Genomic DNA, 22,869 nt, shown 5'->3' on the forward strand with positions numbered 1-22,869 from the left:
ATGGCCGCGTATCTATTTAGACGCCTTTTATTAGTCATCCCCACTTTGTGGGCGATCATCACCATTAATTTCTTTATCATCCAAGTGGCCCCTGGTGGGCCTGTAGAGCAGGCTATTGCCCAAATGCAAGGGTTAGAGTCTGGTTTAATGAGCCGTTTTACGGGCGGAGGACACGCTTCAGAGTCGGTCATTGTCGAAGAAGCGTCTTCAACGGGTTATAAAGGATCTAGAGGTCTTGACCCTGAAGTGGTCGAAGAGATCAAAAAGCAGTTTGGATTCGATAAACCCATACACGTTAGATACTTCGAGATGCTCAAGAACTACGTTACGTTTAACTTTGGTGATAGCCTCTTTAAGGGAGGGAATGTCATTGATTTGATCGTAGAACGTTTGCCAGTGTCCATTTCTCTTGGGCTCTGGAGCACACTGATTATCTATCTGATTTCGATTCCCCTTGGTATCTTAAAGGCGATCCACCATGGCTCTCGTTTTGATGTATGGTCGAGCGCTATGGTGATCATCGGCTACGCTATACCTGGTTTCTTATTCGCCATTATTTTGATTATTCTTTTCGCTAGCGGTAACTACTTTAACTGGTTCCCACTGCGTGGGTTGGTATCGAGTAATTTTGATCAACTGAACTGGTATCAGCAGATTCTTGATTATTTCTGGCATCTAGCACTTCCTATATTTGCGATGGTTATTGGCGGCTTTGCTACGTTAAGCATGCTGACTAAGAACTCCTTTCTGGATGAAATCAATAAACAGTATGTTGTGACAGCCCGAGCGAAAGGGTTGGATGAAAATACCATCTTATACAAACACGTATTTCGTAATGCCATGCTGATTATTATTGCTGGATTCCCAAGCGCATTCATCAGCATCTTCTTCACAGGTTCAATGCTGATAGAGGTTATGTTCTCGCTGGAAGGGATTGGGCTGCTTGGCTTCGAGTCAACCATACAGCGGGACTATCCCGTGGTATTTAGCTCTCTGTATATCATGACGTTGTTGGGATTAATCTTGAGCATTATTTCCGATCTAACTTACACGTGGGTTGACCCTCGAATAGATTTTGAGGCTCGATAATATGTTGAAAAGACAAGGGTCTATGTTTAAGAAGTCAGGAACGATGTTTAAAGCAAAGATTAAGAAAACAACGAGCAACCCACTCAATCAAGCCAGATGGCTGCGTTTTAAATCGAATAAACGAGGCTATTGGTCACTGTGGGTTTTTGGTGCGCTATTCTTTGTGACGCTATTTGCCGAGCTCATTGCCAACGATAAGCCGTTGATGGTTAGCTACGACAGTGGTTGGTATTTCCCAATTGCTCAGCAATACGCAGAGACAGAATTTGGTGGTGAATTTGAAACAGAAGCGGATTATACCGACCCATTCGTGACAGACCTCATTGAAGAGAAAGGCTATATCATCTGGCCTCTTATTCGTTTTAGTTACGACACGATTAACTTTGATATCGTTGGCAGTGTTCCATCAGCACCGGACTCAGTTAACTTACTTGGAACCGATGATAAAGGGCGCGATGTTTTAGCACGGATCATCTATGGCTTTAGGATATCGGTACTGTTTGGTTTCATATTGACGATTGTATCAAGCGTTGTCGGTGTTGCTGTGGGCGCGACGCAGGGTTATTACGGTGGTTGGCTCGATCTTATTGGTCAGCGTTTTATAGAAGTTTGGTCTGGCATGCCGACACTGTTCTTATTAATTATCTTATCGAGTTTCGTGGAACCGAATTTTTGGTGGTTGCTCGGCATTATGGTGCTGTTTAGTTGGATGGGCTTAGTTGGTGTTGTACGAGCAGAGTTCTTACGCTGCCGAAACTTCGATTATGTTCGTGCGGCGCAAGCTATGGGTGTCGATGATAAGCGTATTATGCTTCGTCATATGTTACCCAATGCCATGGTTGCCTCATTGACGATGATGCCCTTTATTTTATCTGGTTCGGTAACCACTTTAACGTCACTTGATTTCTTAGGTTTTGGTTTGCCAGCAGGATCCCCTTCGTTAGGCGAGCTTCTTGCTCAGGGTAAAGCGAATCTACAAGCCCCTTGGTTGGGTATTTCTGCTTTTGTTGTCTTATCTCTTATGTTGACGCTGCTTGTTTTTGTTGGTGAAGCGGTGCGTGATGCCTTCGACCCACATGCTCATGGAGGCAGATAGCTATGACTCAGACAGTTAAAGCTCAGACAGCTAAAACTCAAACGGTACTGACTATAAAAGACTTATCGGTTGGCTTTGGCCGTAAGAATGAAATTGAACAGGTCACTAGTAAAGTGTCACTTTCAATCAATAAAGGCGAGACGCTCGCGCTTGTGGGTGAAAGTGGCTCGGGTAAATCAGTAACGGCTAACTCGGTGCTTAAGTTACTGCCAAGAGGTTCGTCACATTACCTTGAAGGTAGTATTAACTTTAACGGAATTGATACTCTAAATTGCTCTGAACGAGAGTTAAGAGGGATCCGCGGTGGCCGAATTGGTATGATCTTCCAAGAGCCTATGGTCTCTTTGAACCCTTTGCACAAGATCGGTAGGCAGCTCGTAGAAACACTCGCGATTCACCGAGGTATGCGCCAGAAAAAAGCGGAAGAGCTTGCGGTCACTTGGCTTGAGAAAGTTGGCATCCGCCACCCAGAGCAGAAAATATCCGCTTACCCTCATGAGCTTTCTGGCGGAGAACGTCAACGTGTCATGATTGCCATGGCGCTGATAAACGAGCCAGAACTTTTGATTGCAGATGAACCGACAACGGCACTGGATGTGTCTGTTCAAGCGCAAATATTGGATCTTTTAAAAGACCTACAGCAAGAGCTTGGTATGGCGATGCTGTTCATTACTCACGATTTAAGTATTGTTCGACGTATTGCCGATCGTGTTGCAGTGATGAAAGACGGTGAATTGGTTGAAGTGGGAGAGAGCCAAACGGTGTTCACGGAGCCTCAGCACCCATACACGATTAAACTGATTAACTCTGACCCTAGAGGTCTACCTGTTGAAGTGCCAGAAACAGCCAAGACGCTACTTGATGTAAAAAACCTGAGAGTCTGGTTTCCTATTACTGGCGGCTTATTCAAGCGAGTTGTTTCACATGTTAAAGCCGTTACTGATATGGCTTTTGAACTCAAGCAAGGCCACTCCATAGGGCTTGTTGGAGAAAGTGGCTCGGGTAAATCGACTACGGGTATGGCGATTTTAAAGCTAGTGAACTCACAAGGTTCTATCGCGTATGAAGGTAATGAACTGCAAGGTCTTAATCGACAACAGATGCTGCCCTTTCGAAGTAAAATGCAGGTCGTATTCCAAGACCCATTCTCTGCATTGAACCCAAGAATGTCAGTGGCTCAGGTTATTGGTGAAGGCTTAATTGTTCATCAAGAGCTTGATGAGCAAACACTGGATGAGATGATTTGCTCAGTCATGAAAGAGGTCGACCTTGATCCTGAAACTCGTTTTCGTTATCCCAATGAGTTTTCAGGCGGGCAAAGACAGCGTATCGCCATTGCGCGAGCGTTGATCCTAAAACCTGAATTCATTTTGCTTGATGAGCCGACATCATCGCTAGATAGAACAGTGCAAGCGCAAGTATTGGATCTACTTAAATCATTACAGGAGAAGTATAACCTGACGTATCTATTTATCAGCCATGATCTCAATGTGGTCAAATCGTTATGCCATTACACGATTGTGATGAGAAACGGAGAGATAATCGAGCAAGGCGACACGCAGCAGATGTTCAGTCAGCCAACTCATAGCTATACACAGCAATTGGTGTCGCTATCTAGTTTTTAACTCGCATTGATCCAAGCAGACGATCTGCTACGCTGTATCATTATTTGTTTGGTGAATGTGTGAGGCGATTTGTTTTGGTTTGGCTACGTAATGTTATATCGGTTTGTTTTGCTCTGTTACTAACATCGTGCACTTATTTGCAATATTCAGCTATTCACACTGAATATGAGAAAATACAAAATTCAGATCCTAGTCAAGTAAATTTGAAGCACCTTTTAGACAATGATACCTATTTTGTCTGGGGTAAACCGATAGCTGAGTTAGGAAGCTACACTGCTGTTCCCATGGCCATTGCCGCTTACACGAGCCAGTTTAAAGAGCATGAACGAGTTGACACTATGTTCTTTACAGGAACAACGACTCATTATGCGCTCTCTCTTCCTGAGGGGGTATATACGTTACTGATATATGCTGACACTAATGTTGATCAGATATTTGGCCCGAATGAAGTTGTAGGGCAGAAAGAGCTCAAGTTAGGCTCTGCTCAGTATCCTGAAAAGTTGGCAAAAGATATCAATGTAGAACTGACCTTAAGCCATTTAATTCCTTGGGCCGAAACTATTCAGGCACCTGAAGCGCCAGTATTGGAGTCGTCAGTCTATTATCCTGCAGGTGCTATCCGTCGTTTAGGCGACTCTATTTTTGATGAAAATATAGCCACGATGGGCATGTATGATCCTGCCTCGTTTATCGAAGTTGCCCCGACTATGTTTTATGCGTTAGAAGAAGATCAGGCGCATAAAATTCCGGTCGTATTTGTCCACGGTATTGGTGGGAGTTCAAGATCGTTTGAAACCATCGTCGAACGAATGGATAAAGATCGCTATCAACCTTGGTTCTTCTATTATCCTTCTGGTGGTGATTTAGATCAGTTGGGTGACTTCTTTTACAATATATTCCTATCAGGGGAAGTGGTTCTAAAGGGGGATATGCCCATTATCGTTGTGGCACATAGCATGGGTGGATTGATAGTTAGGGATGCGCTTAATCGATATGATGGAGACGAAGATGAAAATAATGTTGGGCTGTTTGTCAGTATCGCGAGCCCATTTGGTGGTCACCCATCCGCTGCGCTCGGAGAAGAACATGGTTTAATAGTGTTGCCTGCTTGGCGAGACTTGAACCCAGCCAGTGAGTTCATCAATGATCTTTATAAAAATCCATTGCCCAAACGAATTAACCATCAGCTTTATTACGCCTACAATAATTCCAGCGTTATCAAAATGGGTGAAAACAGCGACGGAGTCGTGCCACTCTCAAGCCAGTTAAACCCTATGGCTCAAAGACAGTCTCAAGGCCAGTTTGGCTTTAATAGCGATCATGTTGATATATTAAAAAATGAAGAGATGATTGAACGGCTGCTAATCGAAATGGAGTCGGTTGAGAATCCATTTCCGGAATCACATTTAAGCATATTGAAAAATGGTGGTATTGATGTGGCGATGCCGGATACGTATAGCCCAGTAACCAAACAACTCATCGGTTATGCCGGTAAATATTTGGTGCTGCTGGTTAAGGGAGGCATTGAGCCGATTAGCGTAGAACAAGAGCGGTTTATTCAAGCTGTAAGAGGAGACGTTGCAGCAACGAGCGATCTTGAAATTAACTTTAAGCGCTTTATGCAAGAGTACCGGCAGCAGGTTCGATTGGTTTTAGAAGAGCATGAGGCCAATCAGCAATAGAGTAGGCGGAGTTTAGACTAGAGGGCTTACTTTGAATCAAATTTCTCGAGTGCAAATCACTAAATCGGCAGAGACGCTAACGCGTTTTATATGCGAAATAGGGACATTCCAAGGTTGATTTGGAGCATCCCTTGTTCGTAACACTAAATGAGAAGTGGCAAGTTTCCCTTTCTAATCTGTTTTAACATTAAAAGGAAGTTCGGCGATACTGTCGGTATTCTGGTCGCCAAAAGCACGCTTCAATCTCTTTGAGGACTGCTTGGTCGGAAATCGGTAGTGCCAAATCCTCGGCCATTGCCTGTTTTGCTACCGAAAAAGCAATATCTCGGCTGATTGACTGGATTTCTTTTAGTGGAGGGAGAATAGCGCCATGGACCAATTCAAACTCTGATGCCGCTTTAGCTAAAGCCTCACTCGTCGCCATTAACATAGCGTCACTCACGCGTTGCGCTTTAACAGCAATAACACGTATACCGACACTGTGGGTAAAGTGCTTTCAGAGTCCACATTAAGTGGTAGGCCAATAACACTCTGCGTTCAGCCGCATTACGCAACTCTCGAACATTTCCCTATTAATGCAAGACGATAACAACCCAATCTGGTACTTAATCACCACAAACGCATCACACATCTAGTACATAATTATAACAAATATATTTTTTGTTACACCGATCAAAGATAAAAATTACCTTCATGCCATCCTATATGCAGAAGTACATTAAGAACAGGGCACGGAACTGGCTGACAAAAAGAGTCCTTTTTTGTCTGCTTAGCAAATTGAATGGTTCAAACATTACTAATTATGGAAGAAGGAACAAGCATGAACGTTAAAGTCACTCACATCAGTCTAATACTCGCATCGGCCCTTTTTGTGGCTCCCGCTGTGAACGCAAAGCTAATCAATTATTTGGCTACCAACGACTCAGCACAAGATGAACCGATGGAACAAGGTTGGCTCGCTGACCATAGCGGCAGTGGTAATGGAGCTACTGATACAGCAGACGGCTTCCCTACTTGGATCGCAAAAGGTGAGAATGGCCGTGCCCAATGGAAGGTCGTTCCAATAGCAAGTGAACACGCGCAAGCATCTGATTATGGGTGGCGACTGACTACGGATATGAAGGTGATCAGTGGTGGTATGATCACTAACTATTACGCGAATGGCACCAATCGTGTGTTGCCAATCATTTCACTAAATGGAAACGGGGAGTTGGTTGTCGCTTTCGAAGGTCAAAGTGGCAGTACAGTATTAGCGACTGGTGAGTCTGCGACCGACTATCATCGTTATGAGCTTATCTACCATCCAGGTAGTACACCTACAGCGAGCTTTTATTTCGATGGGCAATTGGCGGTTGACCAAATTTCACCAGTATCGACCACACAAAATATGATGGTTTGGGGGAACGGTTCTAGTCATACTAACGGTGTTGCAGCTTATCGGGAAATTCAATTCGAAATTCAAGGTGATATGATTTTTGCAGGGCCAGACCGCATTCCTTCTATTGTAACAAGCTCTTTAACACCGGGCGTTGTTACCGCGTTTTCTGAGAAGAGAGTCGGCGGCGGAGACCCAGGGTCAATCAATAACACAAACGATATTATTACACGGGTATCTCATGATGGTGGCGTAAGCTGGGGAAATGAAATTAATCTCACAAAGCAAATCAATGCAAGTGATAGCTATGACTTCTCTGACCCTAGACCTATCTATGATAAAAATACGGACAGAGTGCTTGTTTCTTATGTTCGCTGGCCTACCGATGCGGCGCAAAATGGAGACAAAATAAAATCTTGGATGCCCAGCGGCGTGTTTTACAACACCTATGACGTATCAACCGATAACTGGCAAGCTCCAATAGACGTTACTGATCAGCTTAAAGAAAGAAGCTTTCAAATTGCAGGCTGGGGAGGCTCTGAAATTTATCAGCGTAATGCCAATCTAAATAGTCAGCAAGATTGGCGAGCAACCGCGAAAGTTAAGGTCTTCGATGGCGCTGAAAACAGACTACAAATTGCAAACGGTATCCAATCATTTGAGCTTACGCTTGCAATTGATTCTCTTGGCCAGTTGACTGCATCTCTTAATGGTGAAGCGACACCGATAGTACTTAAGCCCGCGGGCGACCGAGTTACCGCTTTTTATGAATATCAATTTGAATATTCGGCGAGTAGTGGAGCGGTATCTCTATCAGTAGACAATGTTCAGATAGCCAGTTGGCAAGGACAAGTTTCAACTGATAATTTAGTCGGATTTGGCAATGCAGATAGTGCCGTTGATGGCAGGATCCATCTACAATCTATTTCATTGACTCAACAGGGAGCTAGCCTTGTAGCACTTGATGCCTACCATCTAGCCCAACAAAACCCTGCTGATACAGTGACGGATTTACAACAGCTTGGCTGGACCAAAATTAAGTCAGGTAATACGATGAGCTTCTATGGTCACGCGAGTGTCAACCCAGGGCCAGGGCATGGTATTCAACTAGAGAATCAACAAAGTATCATGGGGACTAATAATGGCCGTATGATTTACCCTGCGATCACACTTGATCGATACTTTCTTAATGTATTGTCGGTATACAGTGATGATGGTGGACTAAATTGGCAGTCTGGTTCGAGCTTACCTTTACCATATCGCTGGAAAAGCGGTACTAGCATGGAAACTTTAGAACCAAGTGAAGCTGATCTTGTGGAGCTAAATAATGGGCACTTATTACTCACAGCCCGATTGGACTTTAACAAAGTCGTAGACGGTGTAAATTATGGTCCTCGTCAGCAGTTTCTCAGCACAGATAGTGGCGAAAGCTGGCAGTTAATGGAAGGAAATAACGCTACTGTTTTCTCTGGAATGAGCACAGGAACGGTGGATGCTTCAATCACACGTTTTGAAGAAGCTGATGGAAGTCGTTATCTTTTATTTACCAATCCTCAAGGATCACCATCAGGCACTAATGGTAGACAAGAACTTGGGTTGTGGTTCAGTTTTGATGAAGGGTTAAGTTGGAAAGGTCCAATTCAGCTTGTTGAAGGCGCATCTGCATACTCTGATATTTATCAGCTGGATTCAACCAGTGCGATTGTTATTGTTGAAACTAACAGCTCCAACATGCGTATCTTAAGAGTACCTATTACTTTATTAAAACAAAAAGCAATGGCACTTTAAGTGCATCAAAAGAAACTAGGCGTAACGGGCGTCTGGTTTCTTTATAGAACGTTTCCGCTGTCTGCTCTTGCTTCAGCATTTTATCCATTATTTAAAACACGCAACTTCTGAGTAGTAATACTAATGGGCTGAATAACCTTTGGAATATTAGCTAGTTTTCGAACGTCTCTGAGTGGAATTAATCTTCATTATAAGATCGCAATCATGAAACTTAACTCCGTCATCAGCTAGAATATCCTCAGGACACAAAAAGGAATTGGTACAGCCCATGAATAAAACCCTCCCTTTCAAGCTGAAAATTATAGGTATTTTCATCATTATCACTTCAATTACTATTCTGACGTCATATTTCAGCGCTCGTCACCATATTAGTAATTATATTTACCAAAGTGATACGCAAAATATCAACAGTCGCATAAACCTAGCAAAAGACAAACTTGTTGACGATATCAACAATAAAATCACGCTGGCGGAAAACTTAAATTTTGGATTGATTGCGATAAAATCAACACAGGACAAAACTGGCTTTCATAACATCGTAAAGGTCGTTAGCGACTTAGTCTTTAATGCTCAAGGTAGCATTGATAACCCTGACGAGGCGCAACAATTTATCGATATGATTTCTGCAGCAAACGGTGAAGTGACCGTAAGTAACATCATTTATGAAGAGGGAAAACCACTTCTTAGCATCACTGTTCCAAGCAAGAATAACGGGGGCGATATTTTCTATATTGACCTTAGCCAAACACAGGCACTTCTGGCTTCTTCTGCTGTTGAGGGCAGCTATATGGAATTGACCGACCCAAACAACACTGTACTTTTTTCAAACAAAACTGTGGGCGATTTTATTCCACTAGCTAATACTTTTGTTCTTCGCGGAAATGAATGGAGCCTGACCGGTTATATTGATAATAACTATATTTTGCAAAATACCGCAAAGCTTAATAACGCGATTACCCTCGCTTTAGTTATCTCAGGCATCATCATCATCGCTCTTAGTATTGTGGCGGTAAATATCGCCTTCAAACCGATTGTTTCTCTACGAAATATTGTCACGGATCTATCTCAAGGCAATGGTGATTTGACCCGCCGCTTAGAAATACACACGCAAGATGACCTTGGAAAAATCGCTACTGGTATCAATCTTTTTATTCAAAAGCTGCAAGATATGATGCTGGATGTGGACAAATCAAGCCAACAAATCAAGAATCAAATTGACGTGGTCACTGAAAGCGCAGACTCCAACCAAGTCTTACTCACCGCCCATTCAAAAGAGACTGAACAAGTCGTAACCGCTATCACTGAGATGAGCTCGACCGCAGAGTCCGTCGCGCAAAGTGCAGCCAATGCAGCAAAATTAACGCTTAAAACAAACGATGAAGCTAACAACTCTAAAGACGTTGTGCAAGAAGCAGTTTATAGTGTTTCAGCGCTGGTGGATGAAGTAGCGAGCATGTCTAAGTCTATTACGACTATGAGTAAAGACACTGACAAGATTAGCTCAGTTCTTGGGGTTATTGGTGAGATCGCAGAACAAACAAACCTATTAGCGCTTAATGCCGCCATTGAAGCTGCTCGCGCTGGTGAGCAGGGGAGAGGCTTTGCCGTTGTCGCTGATGAAGTACGAGCTTTGGCTGCTCGTACTCAACAGAGCACATCTCAAGTTAATGAAATGCTCACTAAACTCCGTAATGGAAATAACACGGTTGTGAGTGCAATGGAAACCACAAAATCTAGCTGTGAGCAAACATCAAAAGCGACAGCTCGTGTAATGAATTCATTGGATACAATGACTGATTCAATCGTTGAGATTAATGATTTAACGGCGCAAATTGCAGCATCAGCTGAACAACAGAGCGTGGTTACCGAAGAGATCAACCACAATATGAGCAGTATTCAGGAGATGATAAATAATATAAATAACAATGGGCTACAAACGGTGAATAGTACCCATCAGTTAACGAAAACCAATACTCAACTTGGCGATGTTGTTGGCCGTTTTAAGTTATATTGATAACCTGTAATTCACACTAGCGAGTCTATTTTTGACTCGCTTCTCTAGATAGATTTCCCCTCATTTATACTTCTTTTTATAATACATCTACTCAAAGTAGGTTCTGGACATTTCCGTTTTAGTGGCAATGCTAATTTAGATAAATATGAATTAACTCAGGTATGGAAAAAGCTATTTACTTAAAGTTTCGTGTTAATGGACCAAACCTTAAATTCTCAATAAACATACTTCTACGACAAGTAGATATATTTACCTTACAGCTAATTTAATTCGTTCTCTTAACCACTGATGAGCACTGCTATGAGTATTCGCTTTGTGCCACATCAAATAGTACTTCAAATTTGACATTTTTATCGGTGGCGTAATGACTTGAAGTTGCAGTTTTTCTTGATAGCGCTTTGCAATACTCAAAGGAACATGCGCAAAGTAATCTGTCGTGCTACATAAGATTAAGCTTCCAAAGAAAGAGTCCGTTTCATACACGATATTACGGTTAACTCCTAAGGTAGTGATGTAAGCACTTAATGGGTATTTGTTTCTGCGTCGTTTACTTAAGGCAACCTGAGGAAGTACTTCATACTGTTCATTGGTGATAGCTTGATTAATGACAGGATGATTAACACGGCAAACAAGAACGATTGGCTCTTCAAATATTTGTTCTGCATCTAACATATTTGAATCAAAGAGACTGTTATCAATTACAACATCTACATTTCGTAAACGTATGTCTTCAAGCGCATCCTCTTCACTTGAACTGTACTCTCTTAAAGCAAATTTAATATTAGAATTATTTGGATAGGGTAATACTTCCAAAAATAGTGAGTTCAATTGCTCAGGAGAGGTGATACGAAAAAGGTTATGGTCATCGATTGGCGAAAAATCAGCAACTGCATTGAGTGTGCTTTCTATTAAGCTAAGTGATTGACCAAGGTTTTGATGTAAAGAGTTCGCAAATTGGGTGGGGCGAATACTGTTTCCTTCTCTTAGAAACAATTCATGGCCGAGTTTTTTCTTTAGTCGGCTAATAGAGAGGCTGACTGCCGAAGGAGAGCACTCTAAGACCTGACTAGCTTTGGTAATACTTTGAACTCGCATTACCGCACTAAACGTTTTTAGAAGATTGAGATCAATATCTTCAAATAAATTCACTGATACACCGTGTTAATATTTGGTTAATGGATTAACCAATGTTAAATCCATATTCACTTCCTGACCCATGGTAGCCTCTTGTTCTTCATTTGTATACTGGCTCTATTGAAGACCCCAATAGGAAAGTACGATGAATATTAAAATCTCTACACTGGCAATTGCGATGAGTGCTATCGCTTTCGGAGTAACTGCAAAAACACTTGAAGTTGCTGATCACGGTTTCTCATTCGGTGCAGGTGAGCGTGTTACACCTGTGCATGTTTCAGGTGATAACATATCATTTGCTGGTGGCGAAGGTTACGGTGATGACCGCATTCACCCACTTTTACAAGAGTTGGGCAAATCTCAAGCTCAAGCTGTGATTAAAGTTGATGACAACGTTTATAAAATCTTCGGCTACGGTCTGACTTCTCCAGTAGTTTTTGTTGGTGATAGCGGTCTTATCGTTATGGATCCAGGCGAGTCTACGGAGCACGGTCTAGCAACAGAAAAAGTATTTCGTGACGTAACAGGTATTGATTTACCGGTAACGGGTATCGTTTACTCCCACAACCACTTCGACCACCTTGGTGGCGTAAAAGGTTGGGTAAATGCTGAAGATGTTCAAGCGGGTAAGGTTGAAATCTACGCACACACTAGCTTAACTAATGCAGTAGCTAACTGGGCATCTAACGTAGGTGTTATCCTTGGTCACCGTACCACTTATACTGCTGCTGTTTACGCTGGTCGTGAATCAGGTGTTCATGGTTCTGTTACTGATGCACTTGGTCCACAAGTACAGCTAGGTGAAGTTGGTTTCTTACTGCCAACAACTGAATTTGATGATGTTCTTAAAGTAAGCAATGGTGGTGTGAATTTCGAACTACATTACGTTCCATCTGAGACGAATGATGAAATCGTAATGTGGCTACCAGAGCAGAGGATCCTTCATGCTGCTGAAGTTCTACAAGGCGAAAATTTCCCGAACCTACACTCTATCCGGGGTACTAAAGCTCGTGATGCTGAAGTATGGTTCAAAGGAATTGACTACATGCGTAATACTTTCCATGATGCAGAAATCATGGTGCTAGCGCACGGTCGCCCTGTTGAAGGCAACTGGGAAGTGATGGATGTTCTAACTTCTTACCGTGATGCGCTACAGTTTGTTCATGATCAATCTGTACGTTTCATCAACCACGGTATGACTCCGTTCGAGATGATTGAAAACGTTAAACTGCCTGAAAACCTACACAATCATGCTTGGCTACACCAGCGTTACGGTACAGTTGCTCACGCAGTCCAACAACAATACAGCAACTACATCGGTTTCTTCCACGCTGACCCATGGCAGCTAGAGCCAATGGCTCACATTCAGCGCGCTGAAGAGTACGTAAACCTAATGGGTGGCCGTGACGCTATTATTAGCTCTGCGAAAAAGTACATCGAAAATGGCGACTACACTTACGCGGCAGAAATCTTGACTTACCCAATCCGTGTTAATAATGATGATACAGAAGCCCGTGAACTAAAAGCACAAGCTTACACTCAATGGGGTTATGAGAAAGAGAACGTTAACTGGCGTAACTGGGCTATGACAGCCGCAGGTGAGCTACGTGGCGAACTTGATTACAACAACAAAATTGATTATTCATCAGCTGACGTTATGCAGAATCTTCCAACTGAGATGGTTATGGACATGATGACAGTACGTATGAAAGGCGCTGAAATTGCTGACGTACGTGATACTGTCAGCGTAACGTTCACTGATACTAACGAAGCGTTCACCTACATTGTGCGTAACGGTGTTGCTGAGCTAAGCACTATCGCTCTAGATGATGCAAACACGAAAATCGTATTAACACGTTCACTACTAAACCGCATTTTAGGTCAAGGCCAAGCTGCATTAGCCGCTGGTATTGAATCTGGCGAGTTTAAGTTTGCTAAAGGCAATATGGAGTCTTTCCAAACGTTCCTAGGTTACTTCGAGCAACCTAAGACAGGCGCTGATATTCCTCTAATCGTTCGCTAATAAATGTTTGATTAAATGAGATACAAGGGAGTGGCGGGTTCACTCCTATATTTTTTGTTATTAATTGAGAATTATGCGATGAAAAAATTAATCGGCTTAGTAATCTTAACTCTTTCGTTTAAAGCGATAGGTTGTGCGGTTGATGCAGGTGGTTTTTCTGCTGGATTACCACAGCATCGCGGTGCGCTAACCACATTAATGAATATTGCAACAGCTCGTCAAAGTGACGATTTACCGGCTCGTACCATGCCAGAGCAGGTACTAATATGGCAGCTAGCGCAACAGTTGGGGCAAACTAAGCCAGATTTAGATATTACGTTCTACCAAGCGATTGAAGGACACTATTCTAAGTTTTCATCCAGTAGCTTTAGTATCTTTAAACCTTACCCAGACAATACAATGCCCACAAATCAAGAGTTGATGGTGATTTCAGAGTTTGATGTATTAGCTGCTCTGCTAAATAAGGAATTGACATGGAAACAGGTTTTAGAATATAAGCTATTGATTATTAATGGAGAAACTGAAGAGATTGAACAAGTTCAGGAGTGGTTAAAAACCGCGTTTTCTTAGTCTCATATTTTGTAACTGGTTGTCATCAACTTAACCATAACGAACCATCTAAACTTCAAGTTGCCCGGATTAGAAAAAATAAGTCTAATTACATTGTAAAGAAATGCACTGTTAACACCTCTAAACACATAAAGGGGCATAGATAAGTTAGCTTAAAATGAACTCTTTGGGGTTAAGCTTAACGAGTTCAGTAGCTGAAGTTCCTGTATCGCTTACATAACTAGTCACAAGGTTGTACCCCACCCAATACCCCGCATAACGCGGATATTTATTTGGGTTTTCTCCTAAAAAAAGCTCATTGAAAGGAAAAGAACTACTAGCTAAAAGTGGTTTCATACTGTCGTATAAAATAACCCAATCAATTTCATCCATTTCATGAAACATAGATGAAGCTTCTCCACCATTTATAACCGTTTCAAAGTGGCAGGCTAGCCCTTCCATTACCAAGTCGTCTAAAAGTGTAATGTTCTTATAACCATGCCCTTTTCTGATTGCATGGTTAATTTCATGTCCCAGCACCGCAGTTAACTCTCGTTCAATTACACTTTCCAAATCGCTTCTAGTACTGTCCAAAAAGATCTCTACTCGATGAGCATTCAAAGCAAACCCTCCTATACCAAAAGGAGAAACCTTCTCTTTAGAAAAAGGACTAACTGTAATATCTAAATCGGGTATTTCTATATGATATTCAATAACTTTCAGTGATTTTCTTATCTGAGAATCTAGGAAAGCCATATTCCTTTCAAGCTTACCCGTAGCATTCAATACACTAATATTTACTGCCATTATTTTACTTCCAATATAACTATTAAGCTTACTTCTGCGTATTTTCGTACATGAGAGAAAGTAGATCAAAGGAAAGGCAGTAAAAGTGGGCTGTTGAGTTGAGTATGGGCAACAAGCGCTGGATATGGCGAGAAGTTGGTACTACGATTTGATTTTAATGGACAATCAACAGCCCTCCATCAGTGGCATTGAGACGACCACCGCGCTGCGCGCATCAACCCACCCAAATGCCGCCATATTTGGATGTACCGCTGATGGATTGATTGAAACGAAAGACGCGTTTATGGAGGCGGGGATGCAACTAGTATTGGTTAAGCCCCTTAAAGCGAAAGAGTTGCACTCAGCGTTGGTGCAGTTCAAATCTCTCATCGAGGCGTCGGTTTGAGCCAGCTGGATTTACGGATCGACAACAGGGCGAAAATCAATGTGGTGGTAGGGATTATATTTCGACTCAGTGGCTTGGTCTAACCCATTGACCGCGGCATTCACAACCATGACATCCACAAAGAAATCCGATAAGCATATGTGTAACTCTTTGACTAAGTTACAGTTCCAAGGGGCCTCTTCACGAATGTCGTTTCTCATCTCTTTGACGGGGGTTCCCTTTTCAAAATCCGCCACATACAAGGCATCATGAAAATAGGACATCGAATTAAACGACTGTTCGCACGTGAGCGAGCTTGTACCGGACTTAGATAATTTTTTCTGTAAAATCGTTGTAACGGCTGGGTTGTTGATTGTAGAACTCTGAGCGGAAGTATTCCACGCATTCATCACCCCAAGGACCTCACCAAAATCCCACCCATTGTTCATAAACTGCGGGTCTGTGAGGGTTTGTAAATTGCCATATTTATCGGTCATCGCTATCGCGTTGAGTCTTTTGGCGTCTTTTTCGTACTCGAATTTGGTGTCCTCGCAAACAAAGAGCCCCGATTCTATCGACGTCACCACCTCATAATACTTATCATACTCACACTCTTGGTCACAGGTCTTGCCAACGTCTTGAATCTCGCCGTGCTTAATAACCAGGGCCGACAGCAGGGCTGTAAATGTGGCCTCGTTGTTCATCTCGCTAAGCGCACGCGTTGAGTCCTTTGTTAACGTGTTGGTCAGATTACTCGAATACGCGAAACGAACTTCACTCCTAGATAGCGCCTTAAAGCGTGCCATGGCGTAGCGTTTTTGAGGACCATCAATGACGCTATACTGGGCCTTCTTACCCGTATTAATGACTTCTGTGATGGACGCCAATAACTCCGATGGTGAACTCACTTCTATGGAATCAGGCGGGGTAACGACACTTATTTGGCTTTGTGAGTGATACAAAAATGGGTGGTAGCGATACGCATTGCCACTGGCTTCTTCAACCGCAATAAAGTAACCACTGGGCATGCGTTCATGGCGGACCACTTTCATGATATTCAAGACTTCATCATTGTCGCCATCGGCAAAGTCTGAATACACGACTTGCAACATCGTGTTACTCAGATTCAGAACGTTCAGGTATTTCGTGCCCCCGTCCAACTGATACACAGACGTATTTTCTTTGAAGAAAAACGACGGCTTAAAACTGCGCATTCCAGCGGTTAAATCTTGCTGAGATTCGATTTTACACCCCGAAATAAGCAGCACCATGGTGATCATAAAGAAGAGTTTGATGGGGTTGCGTGGTTTAAATGCCAAGTCCATTACGATGTTTTCCTGTCACGGTGATTAGGGTGATGCACTAAAGGCACGGTAAAGGATGTTACAATAATGTAAATCACATCACAACTGGCTATCATCTCTTTGGGGTGACGGTCGCTATGGCGCCAAAACGCACTCTGGGGGATAGTGGACACCGTTATTTCAAGGATGTGCCACGTGAATGTGTGTTGTAGTGGAATAGCAAGTTTGGCCACATAGTTAGATAAGGAAAAGTAAGTCAAAGATCTCTTTGGTGAAGTGCGTGTCGAATCAGTTGAAACAAGGAAAGGGGCAGAAATTCGCCCCGCCAGATTTGATATAACCACAAACGCGAAATTGGGATAGATAACGGTACCTACGTTAGCAAAGCATTTAATACAAATTAAGGGCAAAGCTCTTTAGAAAACTCTTTTGGAGAGTTCATTCGGCCGCATAAGTATGCTTGTTTTGCTTCGTCTAATCGCCATTGTTGATGATGCTTTGTAAAATCGAGTTGATAAAAAAGGCCACGTACTGAATCGTCCATTAAACCGTCCAGAATAATAGTGACACTTGCCTCTGTTGGGTTTTCCCCTGAGTTGTCTTGCTTTTTAATGCTCATGAATCGAGCGTCAGGGTAGGACAAAAACTCCAAAGCCAATGCCACGACTGATTGATGAGAAGAACGTTCAATCAAATCGTTGTTAAACACAGCGACTTCAAGTGTTTCATACGATTTAACGTCATAATGTTCAGCTTCGCTCGCTTGTAGATAAAAGCAGCTGAATAAAGCAGCGATTGCGGGCAACACGAATATTTTTTTCATAAAATGCTCTTATGTGATGAGTTTCTATTAACGCTCAACCCAGTTTTTAAGAATGAGACGATAGGTATAAGAGAGAAGGTAGCAAATTCGAAAATGGTTTCAGTTAGATGCTTGTTATTTAATTAGCAGCATTTCTTTTGTGCTCATCATCACTAATTATCTTCTTTCCTCTATCTTCTTTCCTTTATCTTCAATGGCCAATTCTGTAAACCCTGTTTCTACATCAAACTCACGAGAGAAGGAGAGGTTAGAGTACTTGTGAAGAATAAGTTCGGCTGTGGTATCGATAATATTCCCATCAAGCAGATGTCCGCCAAGTACCTGCCCTGATTGATCTGCGATAGAGATATGAATATGCTGATGTTCAGGCGTCAGTGTTCCCATCACAGAGACAATCTCAAAAGGGTCGGTAAGTTGGAGTGTTTCAGTAGCACCCGCTAAACGAAGGCTAACAGAAGATAAACAGCCCACACACGATGCAATACTACCCGCTTGAATGCCATGTTTGATAACTAGCTGCGAAATTGAGTGCTTTAAATCAGCCCCTTTAGTTAATCGAATTGCGATGGGTGTCAGCATGAATTGGTTCCGTTAGGCAGATTGAATTGTATTGAAAAGTAACAGCGAGTGTATTTGTTACAAGTGAACGTATACACTGCGAATACCACTTACGATAACAACTATGAGGAATAAAGTAATGCTCTGTTTAGCTAGCCTAATGTTCTCTGATACTTATCGTACGAGTCTATCTTCTCAAGCTTTCGCGATTTACCTCCCCAGACTTTAATCTGTCTACTCGCTCGATCAATGGTTCGAATACGTTGAAATCGGTCGGAGTGAAAGATCGACTGTAACAATAGATAAGTAGCGCCTATACGTTTTGTTCTCTTTTTAATAGAGCGTGTTGCCAACCTAGTCTTGTCATCATCCTTTCGTTTGCCTCCTTTCGTATTCCTCCTTTTGTATTTCAATATGTCATTGTGAGCATTTTTATACGTAAATTTTAGGATTTTCACCGCATTACTTATGTCGTCTTAATGGAGGACACGTGTCACTTTTTATCGCTTCTCAAATATTAGTAGGAATAGCCTCGCTGTTTGATATTGCTTCGTTTCAGTTTAAAGATCGGAATAAAGTCTTAGCAATGTTATGTATCTCTGGCTTGTTTATCGCCGCTCACTTTGCTTTGCTAGCAGAGTGGACAGCCACGTGGTTGCTGGTGATTGGAGCTAGCCGTTTCTTAGCGGGTATATATATATCCGACCCCAGAATGAAGTGGCTATTTTATGCTGTGACACTATTGGCAACGGTTTTAACTTTTAGCGGGATGACCAGCACATTGAGCTGTATCGCTTCTCTAATCCTCACAAAAGCGTCGTTTACTCAAAATGATAAGCTTATGCGCTGGTTGATGCTCATCGGTGTTGCTGTTTGGACAGTACACGACGTTCTTGTAGGCTCTCCAGTCGCAGTATTGATGGATTTTTTCTTCATATTAAGCAGCGCCGTTGGCTATTATCGAATTCATATAAAGAAACCATTGCCTATTGCATAAGCACAACAGATCGTTTGATATGCAATGGGCGAGTGGTTAATTGTATGTCAAAGGTCGCTTGGGATAATGGATGAGAAATAGCGCTGAAACCTAACTTTAGTTTATTTGTTCTAAGCTAACGTATACACTGCCGATCATATCAACGAAGACAACTTAGAATTTAGCGATCACACTATGAATCAAGACCAACACGACCAAAATCCAAACTATCAAGAACCTGACTATGATGAAGCTTCTCATGAAGAAGAGTTCGAGGGTGAAGAGATAGAAATTGAAGCGATTGGCATTGATGTATCATCTCAGCCAATTGAGCTATACAAAGTGTTTAAGATTGCGAACTTAGTTGGTGGCGGTGGTGAAGCAAAGCACATCATTTCAGAGGGTTACGTTGCGGTTAACGGTGAATTAGAAACTCGTAAGCGTCGTAAGATGTATGACGGAGACTTCTTTGAATTCAACCAAGAGTATTATGTTGTTGTGTGCGATGCGCCAGTAACCGAACCACAAGATAAGAAACAAAAAGAGTTAGAGAAAAAGGCTGCGGAAGAAGCGAAGAAAAAAGAAAAAAAGAAAAAGAAAGCAGACAAAAAGAAGGCTGAACAAAGCCTAAATACGGATAAAAAGAAATCCGCTAAAAAGAACGAGCCTCACACATTAAATGCGAAAGCTGAAAAACCGACCGAGAGCAAAGATAACAATGGCGGAAGAGGCTCAATCGATTTCTTCTAACTTAATTCTTGTTGTTTAAAACAGGAATATAAATACATAACAGCCCAATGAACGAGGCTGTTATGTATTATTAATTAACATAGTGTTTGGCTGAATAGTGCTCTATTTCTCAATCTTAACCACTCTATATTATACCTTCACCGATACCATCTGAGCACTGTCATAAATAACCGGTAACTTACTTTGCCAATGACTCCAGAGTTGGGGTCTAGTGATTAATTCAGCCATAAAATGCGCTACGTTTATTCTGCTGGTTTTCTTTGCGTCGAATATTGGATCATTGGTTGGTGATGAGTGCAGATCGTATGGTGCCGCATCTACTTGGTTAGTAAGGGAGTCTGGTCGCACAGCAACCCATTGGATAAATGGAGACTGATCTTCAACATTATGTTGCAAAAATGCCACCGCTTTTTCGTTATCTATATGAGGAGGCAGCACCAACCTTAAGAACGTAATGACGGCTTTATGTGTAATGGATACCTTTTCATAGACCGTTCGGTTCTGAACACCAGTACTACTCATGAGCACTAATTTTATTGGAGAGCTTGGCCGAGCTTTTATAATTGCCTGAGTCACCCTTTCAATTGTATTGGTGACTAGACGTCTAGGCTCTCCAAACATTCCCTTAAGCGTCAAATTATGACCAAGGCAAGAGACAACAGCATCACAGCCTGTCACTAGGTGAAGCAGCTCGTTTTCACTTAACTCAAGAATATTCGCGTAAGTGATTTCGACTTTTCTATTATTTAATAAATCAAGTGATAGAGAACGAGTAGAACGAGTAGAACGAACGACAATCCTTACTTTTTGTTCCCTTTTTAAAAGTTCATTTACAACCAGTCTTCCCGTTGCCCCTGTTGCCCCTAATACTAATACTGTCATTTTCACTCCTTGACCGTGTCTAATCTGTCGTTACTATATATATGTAATATTGATGGATTAAGTGTCTAAATTGGTATGGAGCTATACGTATTTGTATGAATTGGGAATCTGTTTGTTTTGACTGGAATCGTACACGTGCTTTTTTGGTGACCGCTGAAGTAGGCACATTATCTGGTGCTGCTACTGCTCTGAATATGACTCAGCCAACATTGAGCAGGCAAGTCGCCGCATTAGAAAAAGAAATTGGCGTGACCTTATTTGAACGCGCAGGCCAACGATTGGAGCTAACAACGAGCGGTTTAGAGCTATTAGAAGTCGCTCGGCGAATGGGTGAGGCGGCTTGTGATTTTTCACTGACAGCAAAAGGGCAGTCTCAAGCTCTTGAAGGCAGCGTGATAGTCTCAGTTTGCCAACTTGATGCGGTATACCGTCTACCAAAGATCATTGCTAACCTGCGTAAAAAAGAGCCGGGTATCACTATTGAAGTGGTAGTGACCAATAGCGTTAGTGACTTAAAGCGTAGAGAGGCTGATATTGCTATTCGAAACTTTAAACCGACTCAACCGAGCTTGATAGCAAGAAGGTTAGGCGATGAAATAGTTCACCTTTATGGGACAAAGGATTATTTAACCTCTTTCCCTGAAGAATACCCGCCAGGTGATATTGACGATATCCAAATCATTGGTTTTAACAGCAGTAATGTGATTTCGGAGCAACTAAATAACCAAGGCTGGAAATTAACATCAAGTAATTTTAAGGTGATAACAGAGTGCCAATTGATGCAACAACAGCTTTGTAAAACGGGGTTAGGGCTTATCTATCTAACTCAGGATGTTGGTGATGTAGATACCGATTTATTACGAGCCTTTGATGACTATGTCACTCCCATTCATGTACCCGTTTGGATTGTATGTCATGAAGAACTTCATACGAACCTTCGCATTCGGCGTGTATTTGACCTAATAGCGGAGGAGATGAAGGTGTATTTAGCAAAGCAACATAGTTAATGGCATGAAGTCGGTTTTCATTTGGCGTTTACTAATGCTGTTGAAAAGTACTTGGTTGGCTCAATTCCTAGCCACACAGACTCATGCATTTCATTAAAGTTTGATTTACATCTTAGTCACTTTTAAAATTAATCTCTCAACAAAATAAAACTAACTATCCACATATAAAAAAAAGAGCAGTCATGAAATTAGAGACAGTCAATTACCTTGATGATGATGCCGCTGAGCAATTTGTAAAGTCACTAAGAGAAACAGGATTCGGTGTATTGAAAAATCACCCAATCCCTAAGGAGCTTGTTGAATCAATCTACGAGAACTGGTACCAGTTCTTTTCAACTGAACGTAAGAACGAGTTCAAGTTCAACGTAGAAACTCAAGACGGATATTTTCCGCCAAGTGTGTCTGAAACAGCGAAAGGTCATAGTGTAAAAGACATCAAAGAGTATTTTCATGTCTACCCTTGGGGTCAGATCCCTGAAGAGTTAAAAGCACAGATCATGGATTACTATCAACGTACCAATGCATTTGCTGAAGAGTTGCTTGGTTGGGTTGAAGCTCACGCACCAAAAGACGTACAAGAAAAGTTCTCGATTGCTCTGTCTGAGATGATCAATGGTAGCGATAAAACATTACTTCGTGTTCTTCACTACCCACCAATGACTGGTGAAGAAGAGCCGGGTGCAATTCGTGCGGCAGCGCATGAAGATATTAACCTATTAACGGTTCTTCCTGCCGCTAATGAGCCGGGTTTGCAAGTGAAAAGTAAAGAGGGTGACTGGATTGATGTGCCGTGTGACTTCGGTAACTTGATCATCAATATTGGTGACATGCTACAAGAAGCGTCAGGTGGGTACTTTCCAAGTACGACACACCGAGTAGTAAACCCAACTGGTGGTCGTCAAGAGCACTCTCGTATTTCACTTCCTCTGTTTCTACATCCTAAGCCAGAGGTTGTGCTGTCAGAGCGCCATACGGCTGATAGTTATTTGATGGAACGTCTACGAGAGCTAGGTGTGATCTAAC

19 protein-coding genes and 1 pseudogene are annotated in these 22,869 nt (G+C 42.2%); 13 read left to right on the top strand and 7 right to left on the bottom strand.

The annotated features are described in order from the left end of the window. The 4 genes from L4D20_RS02440 (at position 1) to L4D20_RS02455 (ending at position 5,492) form a co-directional block, all read left to right on the top strand. Positions 1–1,089, top strand: coding sequence for a microcin C ABC transporter permease YejB (locus tag L4D20_RS02440; protein ID WP_428799969.1), 1,089 nt, complete (start codon positions 1–3; stop codon positions 1,087–1,089). Between the two features lie 43 nt (positions 1,090–1,132). After that, positions 1,133–2,185: an ABC transporter permease gene (locus L4D20_RS02445; RefSeq protein WP_428800739.1), complete on the top strand. Its 1,053-nt coding sequence runs from the start codon at positions 1,133–1,135 to the stop codon at positions 2,183–2,185. Positions 2,186–2,187: 2 nt separating this feature from the next. Further along, positions 2,188–3,810 (top strand): ABC transporter ATP-binding protein, encoded by a 1,623-nt coding sequence (locus L4D20_RS02450; RefSeq protein ID WP_428799970.1) that lies wholly within the window; start codon positions 2,188–2,190, stop codon positions 3,808–3,810. A gap of 203 nt (positions 3,811–4,013) precedes the next feature. After that, entirely contained in the window at positions 4,014–5,492 is a 1,479-nt protein-coding gene (locus L4D20_RS02455) for an esterase/lipase family protein (RefSeq protein WP_428799971.1), read from the top strand. A gap of 187 nt (positions 5,493–5,679) precedes the next feature. Here L4D20_RS02455 and L4D20_RS02460 read toward each other — a convergent pair whose 3' ends face one another. Continuing rightward, positions 5,680–5,964, bottom strand: a complete 285-nt coding sequence (locus L4D20_RS02460) for a malic enzyme-like NAD(P)-binding protein (protein ID WP_428800740.1) — start codon at positions 5,962–5,964, stop codon at positions 5,680–5,682. A 348-nt stretch (positions 5,965–6,312) separates the two neighbouring features. Between L4D20_RS02460 and L4D20_RS02465 the strand changes: the two genes are divergently transcribed. Together L4D20_RS02465 and L4D20_RS02470 are read left to right on the top strand one after the other, a co-directional pair. Next, positions 6,313–8,655: an exo-alpha-sialidase gene (locus L4D20_RS02465; protein WP_428799972.1), complete on the top strand. Its 2,343-nt coding sequence runs from the start codon at positions 6,313–6,315 to the stop codon at positions 8,653–8,655. Positions 8,656–8,923: 268 nt separating this feature from the next. Beyond that, the gene (locus L4D20_RS02470) at positions 8,924–10,669 is read left to right on the top strand and encodes a methyl-accepting chemotaxis protein (protein WP_428799973.1); all 1,746 of its coding nucleotides are present in this window, start codon (positions 8,924–8,926) and stop codon (positions 10,667–10,669) included. A gap of 249 nt (positions 10,670–10,918) precedes the next feature. On the opposite strand, the gene L4D20_RS02475 is transcribed toward L4D20_RS02470, so the two are convergent. After that, positions 10,919–11,818, bottom strand: coding sequence for a LysR substrate-binding domain-containing protein (locus L4D20_RS02475; RefSeq protein WP_428799974.1), 900 nt, complete (start codon positions 11,816–11,818; stop codon positions 10,919–10,921). Positions 11,819–11,948: 130 nt separating this feature from the next. On the opposite strand from L4D20_RS02475, the gene L4D20_RS02480 reads away from it, so the two are divergent. Further along, positions 11,949–13,826, top strand: coding sequence for an alkyl sulfatase dimerization domain-containing protein (locus L4D20_RS02480; RefSeq protein ID WP_428799975.1), 1,878 nt, complete (start codon positions 11,949–11,951; stop codon positions 13,824–13,826). Between the two features lie 78 nt (positions 13,827–13,904). Beyond that, positions 13,905–14,396: a hypothetical protein gene (locus L4D20_RS02485; RefSeq protein ID WP_428799976.1), complete on the top strand. Its 492-nt coding sequence runs from the start codon at positions 13,905–13,907 to the stop codon at positions 14,394–14,396. 147 nt (positions 14,397–14,543) lie between these two features. Here the strand turns inward: L4D20_RS02485 and L4D20_RS02490 are convergent, their stop codons facing one another. After that, complete coding sequence (locus tag L4D20_RS02490) at positions 14,544–15,182, bottom strand: DUF2268 domain-containing putative Zn-dependent protease (RefSeq protein WP_428799977.1); 639 nt, start codon at positions 15,180–15,182, stop codon at positions 14,544–14,546. 112 nt (positions 15,183–15,294) lie between these two features. Between L4D20_RS02490 and L4D20_RS02495 the strand changes: the two are divergent. Continuing rightward, positions 15,295–15,567: pseudogene (locus tag L4D20_RS02495) on the top strand (response regulator); the annotation flags it as partial. A gap of 11 nt (positions 15,568–15,578) precedes the next feature. Here the strand turns inward: L4D20_RS02495 and L4D20_RS02500 are convergent. From L4D20_RS02500 to L4D20_RS02510, 3 genes are all read right to left on the bottom strand, one after another. Beyond that, positions 15,579–16,871, bottom strand: coding sequence for a hypothetical protein (locus L4D20_RS02500; protein ID WP_428799978.1), 1,293 nt, complete (start codon positions 16,869–16,871; stop codon positions 15,579–15,581). A gap of 379 nt (positions 16,872–17,250) precedes the next feature. Beyond that, complete coding sequence (locus tag L4D20_RS02505; RefSeq protein ID WP_428799979.1) at positions 17,251–17,673, bottom strand: hypothetical protein; 423 nt, start codon at positions 17,671–17,673, stop codon at positions 17,251–17,253. Between the two features lie 156 nt (positions 17,674–17,829). Further along, positions 17,830–18,252 (bottom strand): PPC domain-containing DNA-binding protein, encoded by a 423-nt coding sequence (locus L4D20_RS02510; RefSeq protein ID WP_428799980.1) that lies wholly within the window; start codon positions 18,250–18,252, stop codon positions 17,830–17,832. 469 nt (positions 18,253–18,721) lie between these two features. On the opposite strand from L4D20_RS02510, the gene L4D20_RS02515 reads away from it, so the two are divergent. Both L4D20_RS02515 and L4D20_RS02520 read left to right on the top strand, forming a co-directional pair. After that, a complete protein-coding gene (locus L4D20_RS02515; protein ID WP_428799981.1) occupies positions 18,722–19,228 on the top strand; it encodes a YgjV family protein in 507 nt (168 codons plus the stop codon). Positions 19,229–19,402: 174 nt separating this feature from the next. After that, entirely contained in the window at positions 19,403–19,957 is a 555-nt protein-coding gene (locus L4D20_RS02520; RefSeq protein WP_428799982.1) for an RNA-binding S4 domain-containing protein, read from the top strand. A 129-nt stretch (positions 19,958–20,086) separates the two neighbouring features. Here the strand turns inward: L4D20_RS02520 and L4D20_RS02525 are convergent, their stop codons facing one another. Beyond that, positions 20,087–20,839 carry an NAD(P)-dependent oxidoreductase gene (locus tag L4D20_RS02525; protein ID WP_428799983.1) on the bottom strand — a complete coding sequence of 251 codons (753 nt, stop codon included), beginning with the start codon at positions 20,837–20,839 and terminating at the stop codon, positions 20,087–20,089. Positions 20,840–20,934: 95 nt separating this feature from the next. On the opposite strand from L4D20_RS02525, the gene L4D20_RS02530 reads away from it, so the two are divergent. Together L4D20_RS02530 and L4D20_RS02535 are read left to right on the top strand one after the other, a co-directional pair. Then, a complete protein-coding gene (locus L4D20_RS02530) occupies positions 20,935–21,846 on the top strand; it encodes a LysR family transcriptional regulator (protein ID WP_428799984.1) in 912 nt (303 codons plus the stop codon). Between the two features lie 182 nt (positions 21,847–22,028). Beyond that, a complete protein-coding gene (locus tag L4D20_RS02535; protein ID WP_428799985.1) occupies positions 22,029–22,868 on the top strand; it encodes an isopenicillin N synthase family dioxygenase in 840 nt (279 codons plus the stop codon). The last annotated feature ends 1 nt before the right edge of the window (position 22,869 follow it).

Origin of the sequence: Vibrio kyushuensis (assembly GCF_050337325.1) — a bacterium.
GTDB lineage: Bacteria > Pseudomonadota > Gammaproteobacteria > Enterobacterales > Vibrionaceae > Vibrio > Vibrio kyushuensis.

Coding starts and splice junctions, on each gene's coding strand:
- L4D20_RS02480 (WP_428799975.1), top strand. CDS start 11,949: ATGAATATTAAAATCTCTACACTGGCAATTGCGATGAGTGCTATCGCT.
- L4D20_RS02500 (WP_428799978.1), bottom strand. CDS start 16,871: ATGGACTTGGCATTTAAACCACGCAACCCCATCAAACTCTTCTTTATG.
- L4D20_RS02490 (WP_428799977.1), bottom strand. CDS start 15,182: ATGGCAGTAAATATTAGTGTATTGAATGCTACGGGTAAGCTTGAAAGG.
- L4D20_RS02505 (WP_428799979.1), bottom strand. CDS start 17,673: ATGAAAAAAATATTCGTGTTGCCCGCAATCGCTGCTTTATTCAGCTGC.
- L4D20_RS02465 (WP_428799972.1), top strand. CDS start 6,313: ATGAACGTTAAAGTCACTCACATCAGTCTAATACTCGCATCGGCCCTT.
- L4D20_RS02440 (WP_428799969.1), top strand. CDS start 1: ATGGCCGCGTATCTATTTAGACGCCTTTTATTAGTCATCCCCACTTTG.
- L4D20_RS02525 (WP_428799983.1), bottom strand. CDS start 20,839: ATGACAGTATTAGTATTAGGGGCAACAGGGGCAACGGGAAGACTGGTT.
- L4D20_RS02530 (WP_428799984.1), top strand. CDS start 20,935: ATGAATTGGGAATCTGTTTGTTTTGACTGGAATCGTACACGTGCTTTT.
- L4D20_RS02470 (WP_428799973.1), top strand. CDS start 8,924: ATGAATAAAACCCTCCCTTTCAAGCTGAAAATTATAGGTATTTTCATC.
- L4D20_RS02450 (WP_428799970.1), top strand. CDS start 2,188: ATGACTCAGACAGTTAAAGCTCAGACAGCTAAAACTCAAACGGTACTG.
- L4D20_RS02510 (WP_428799980.1), bottom strand. CDS start 18,252: ATGCTGACACCCATCGCAATTCGATTAACTAAAGGGGCTGATTTAAAG.
- L4D20_RS02520 (WP_428799982.1), top strand. CDS start 19,403: ATGAATCAAGACCAACACGACCAAAATCCAAACTATCAAGAACCTGAC.
- L4D20_RS02535 (WP_428799985.1), top strand. CDS start 22,029: ATGAAATTAGAGACAGTCAATTACCTTGATGATGATGCCGCTGAGCAA.
- L4D20_RS02485 (WP_428799976.1), top strand. CDS start 13,905: ATGAAAAAATTAATCGGCTTAGTAATCTTAACTCTTTCGTTTAAAGCG.
- L4D20_RS02445 (WP_428800739.1), top strand. CDS start 1,133: ATGTTTAAAGCAAAGATTAAGAAAACAACGAGCAACCCACTCAATCAA.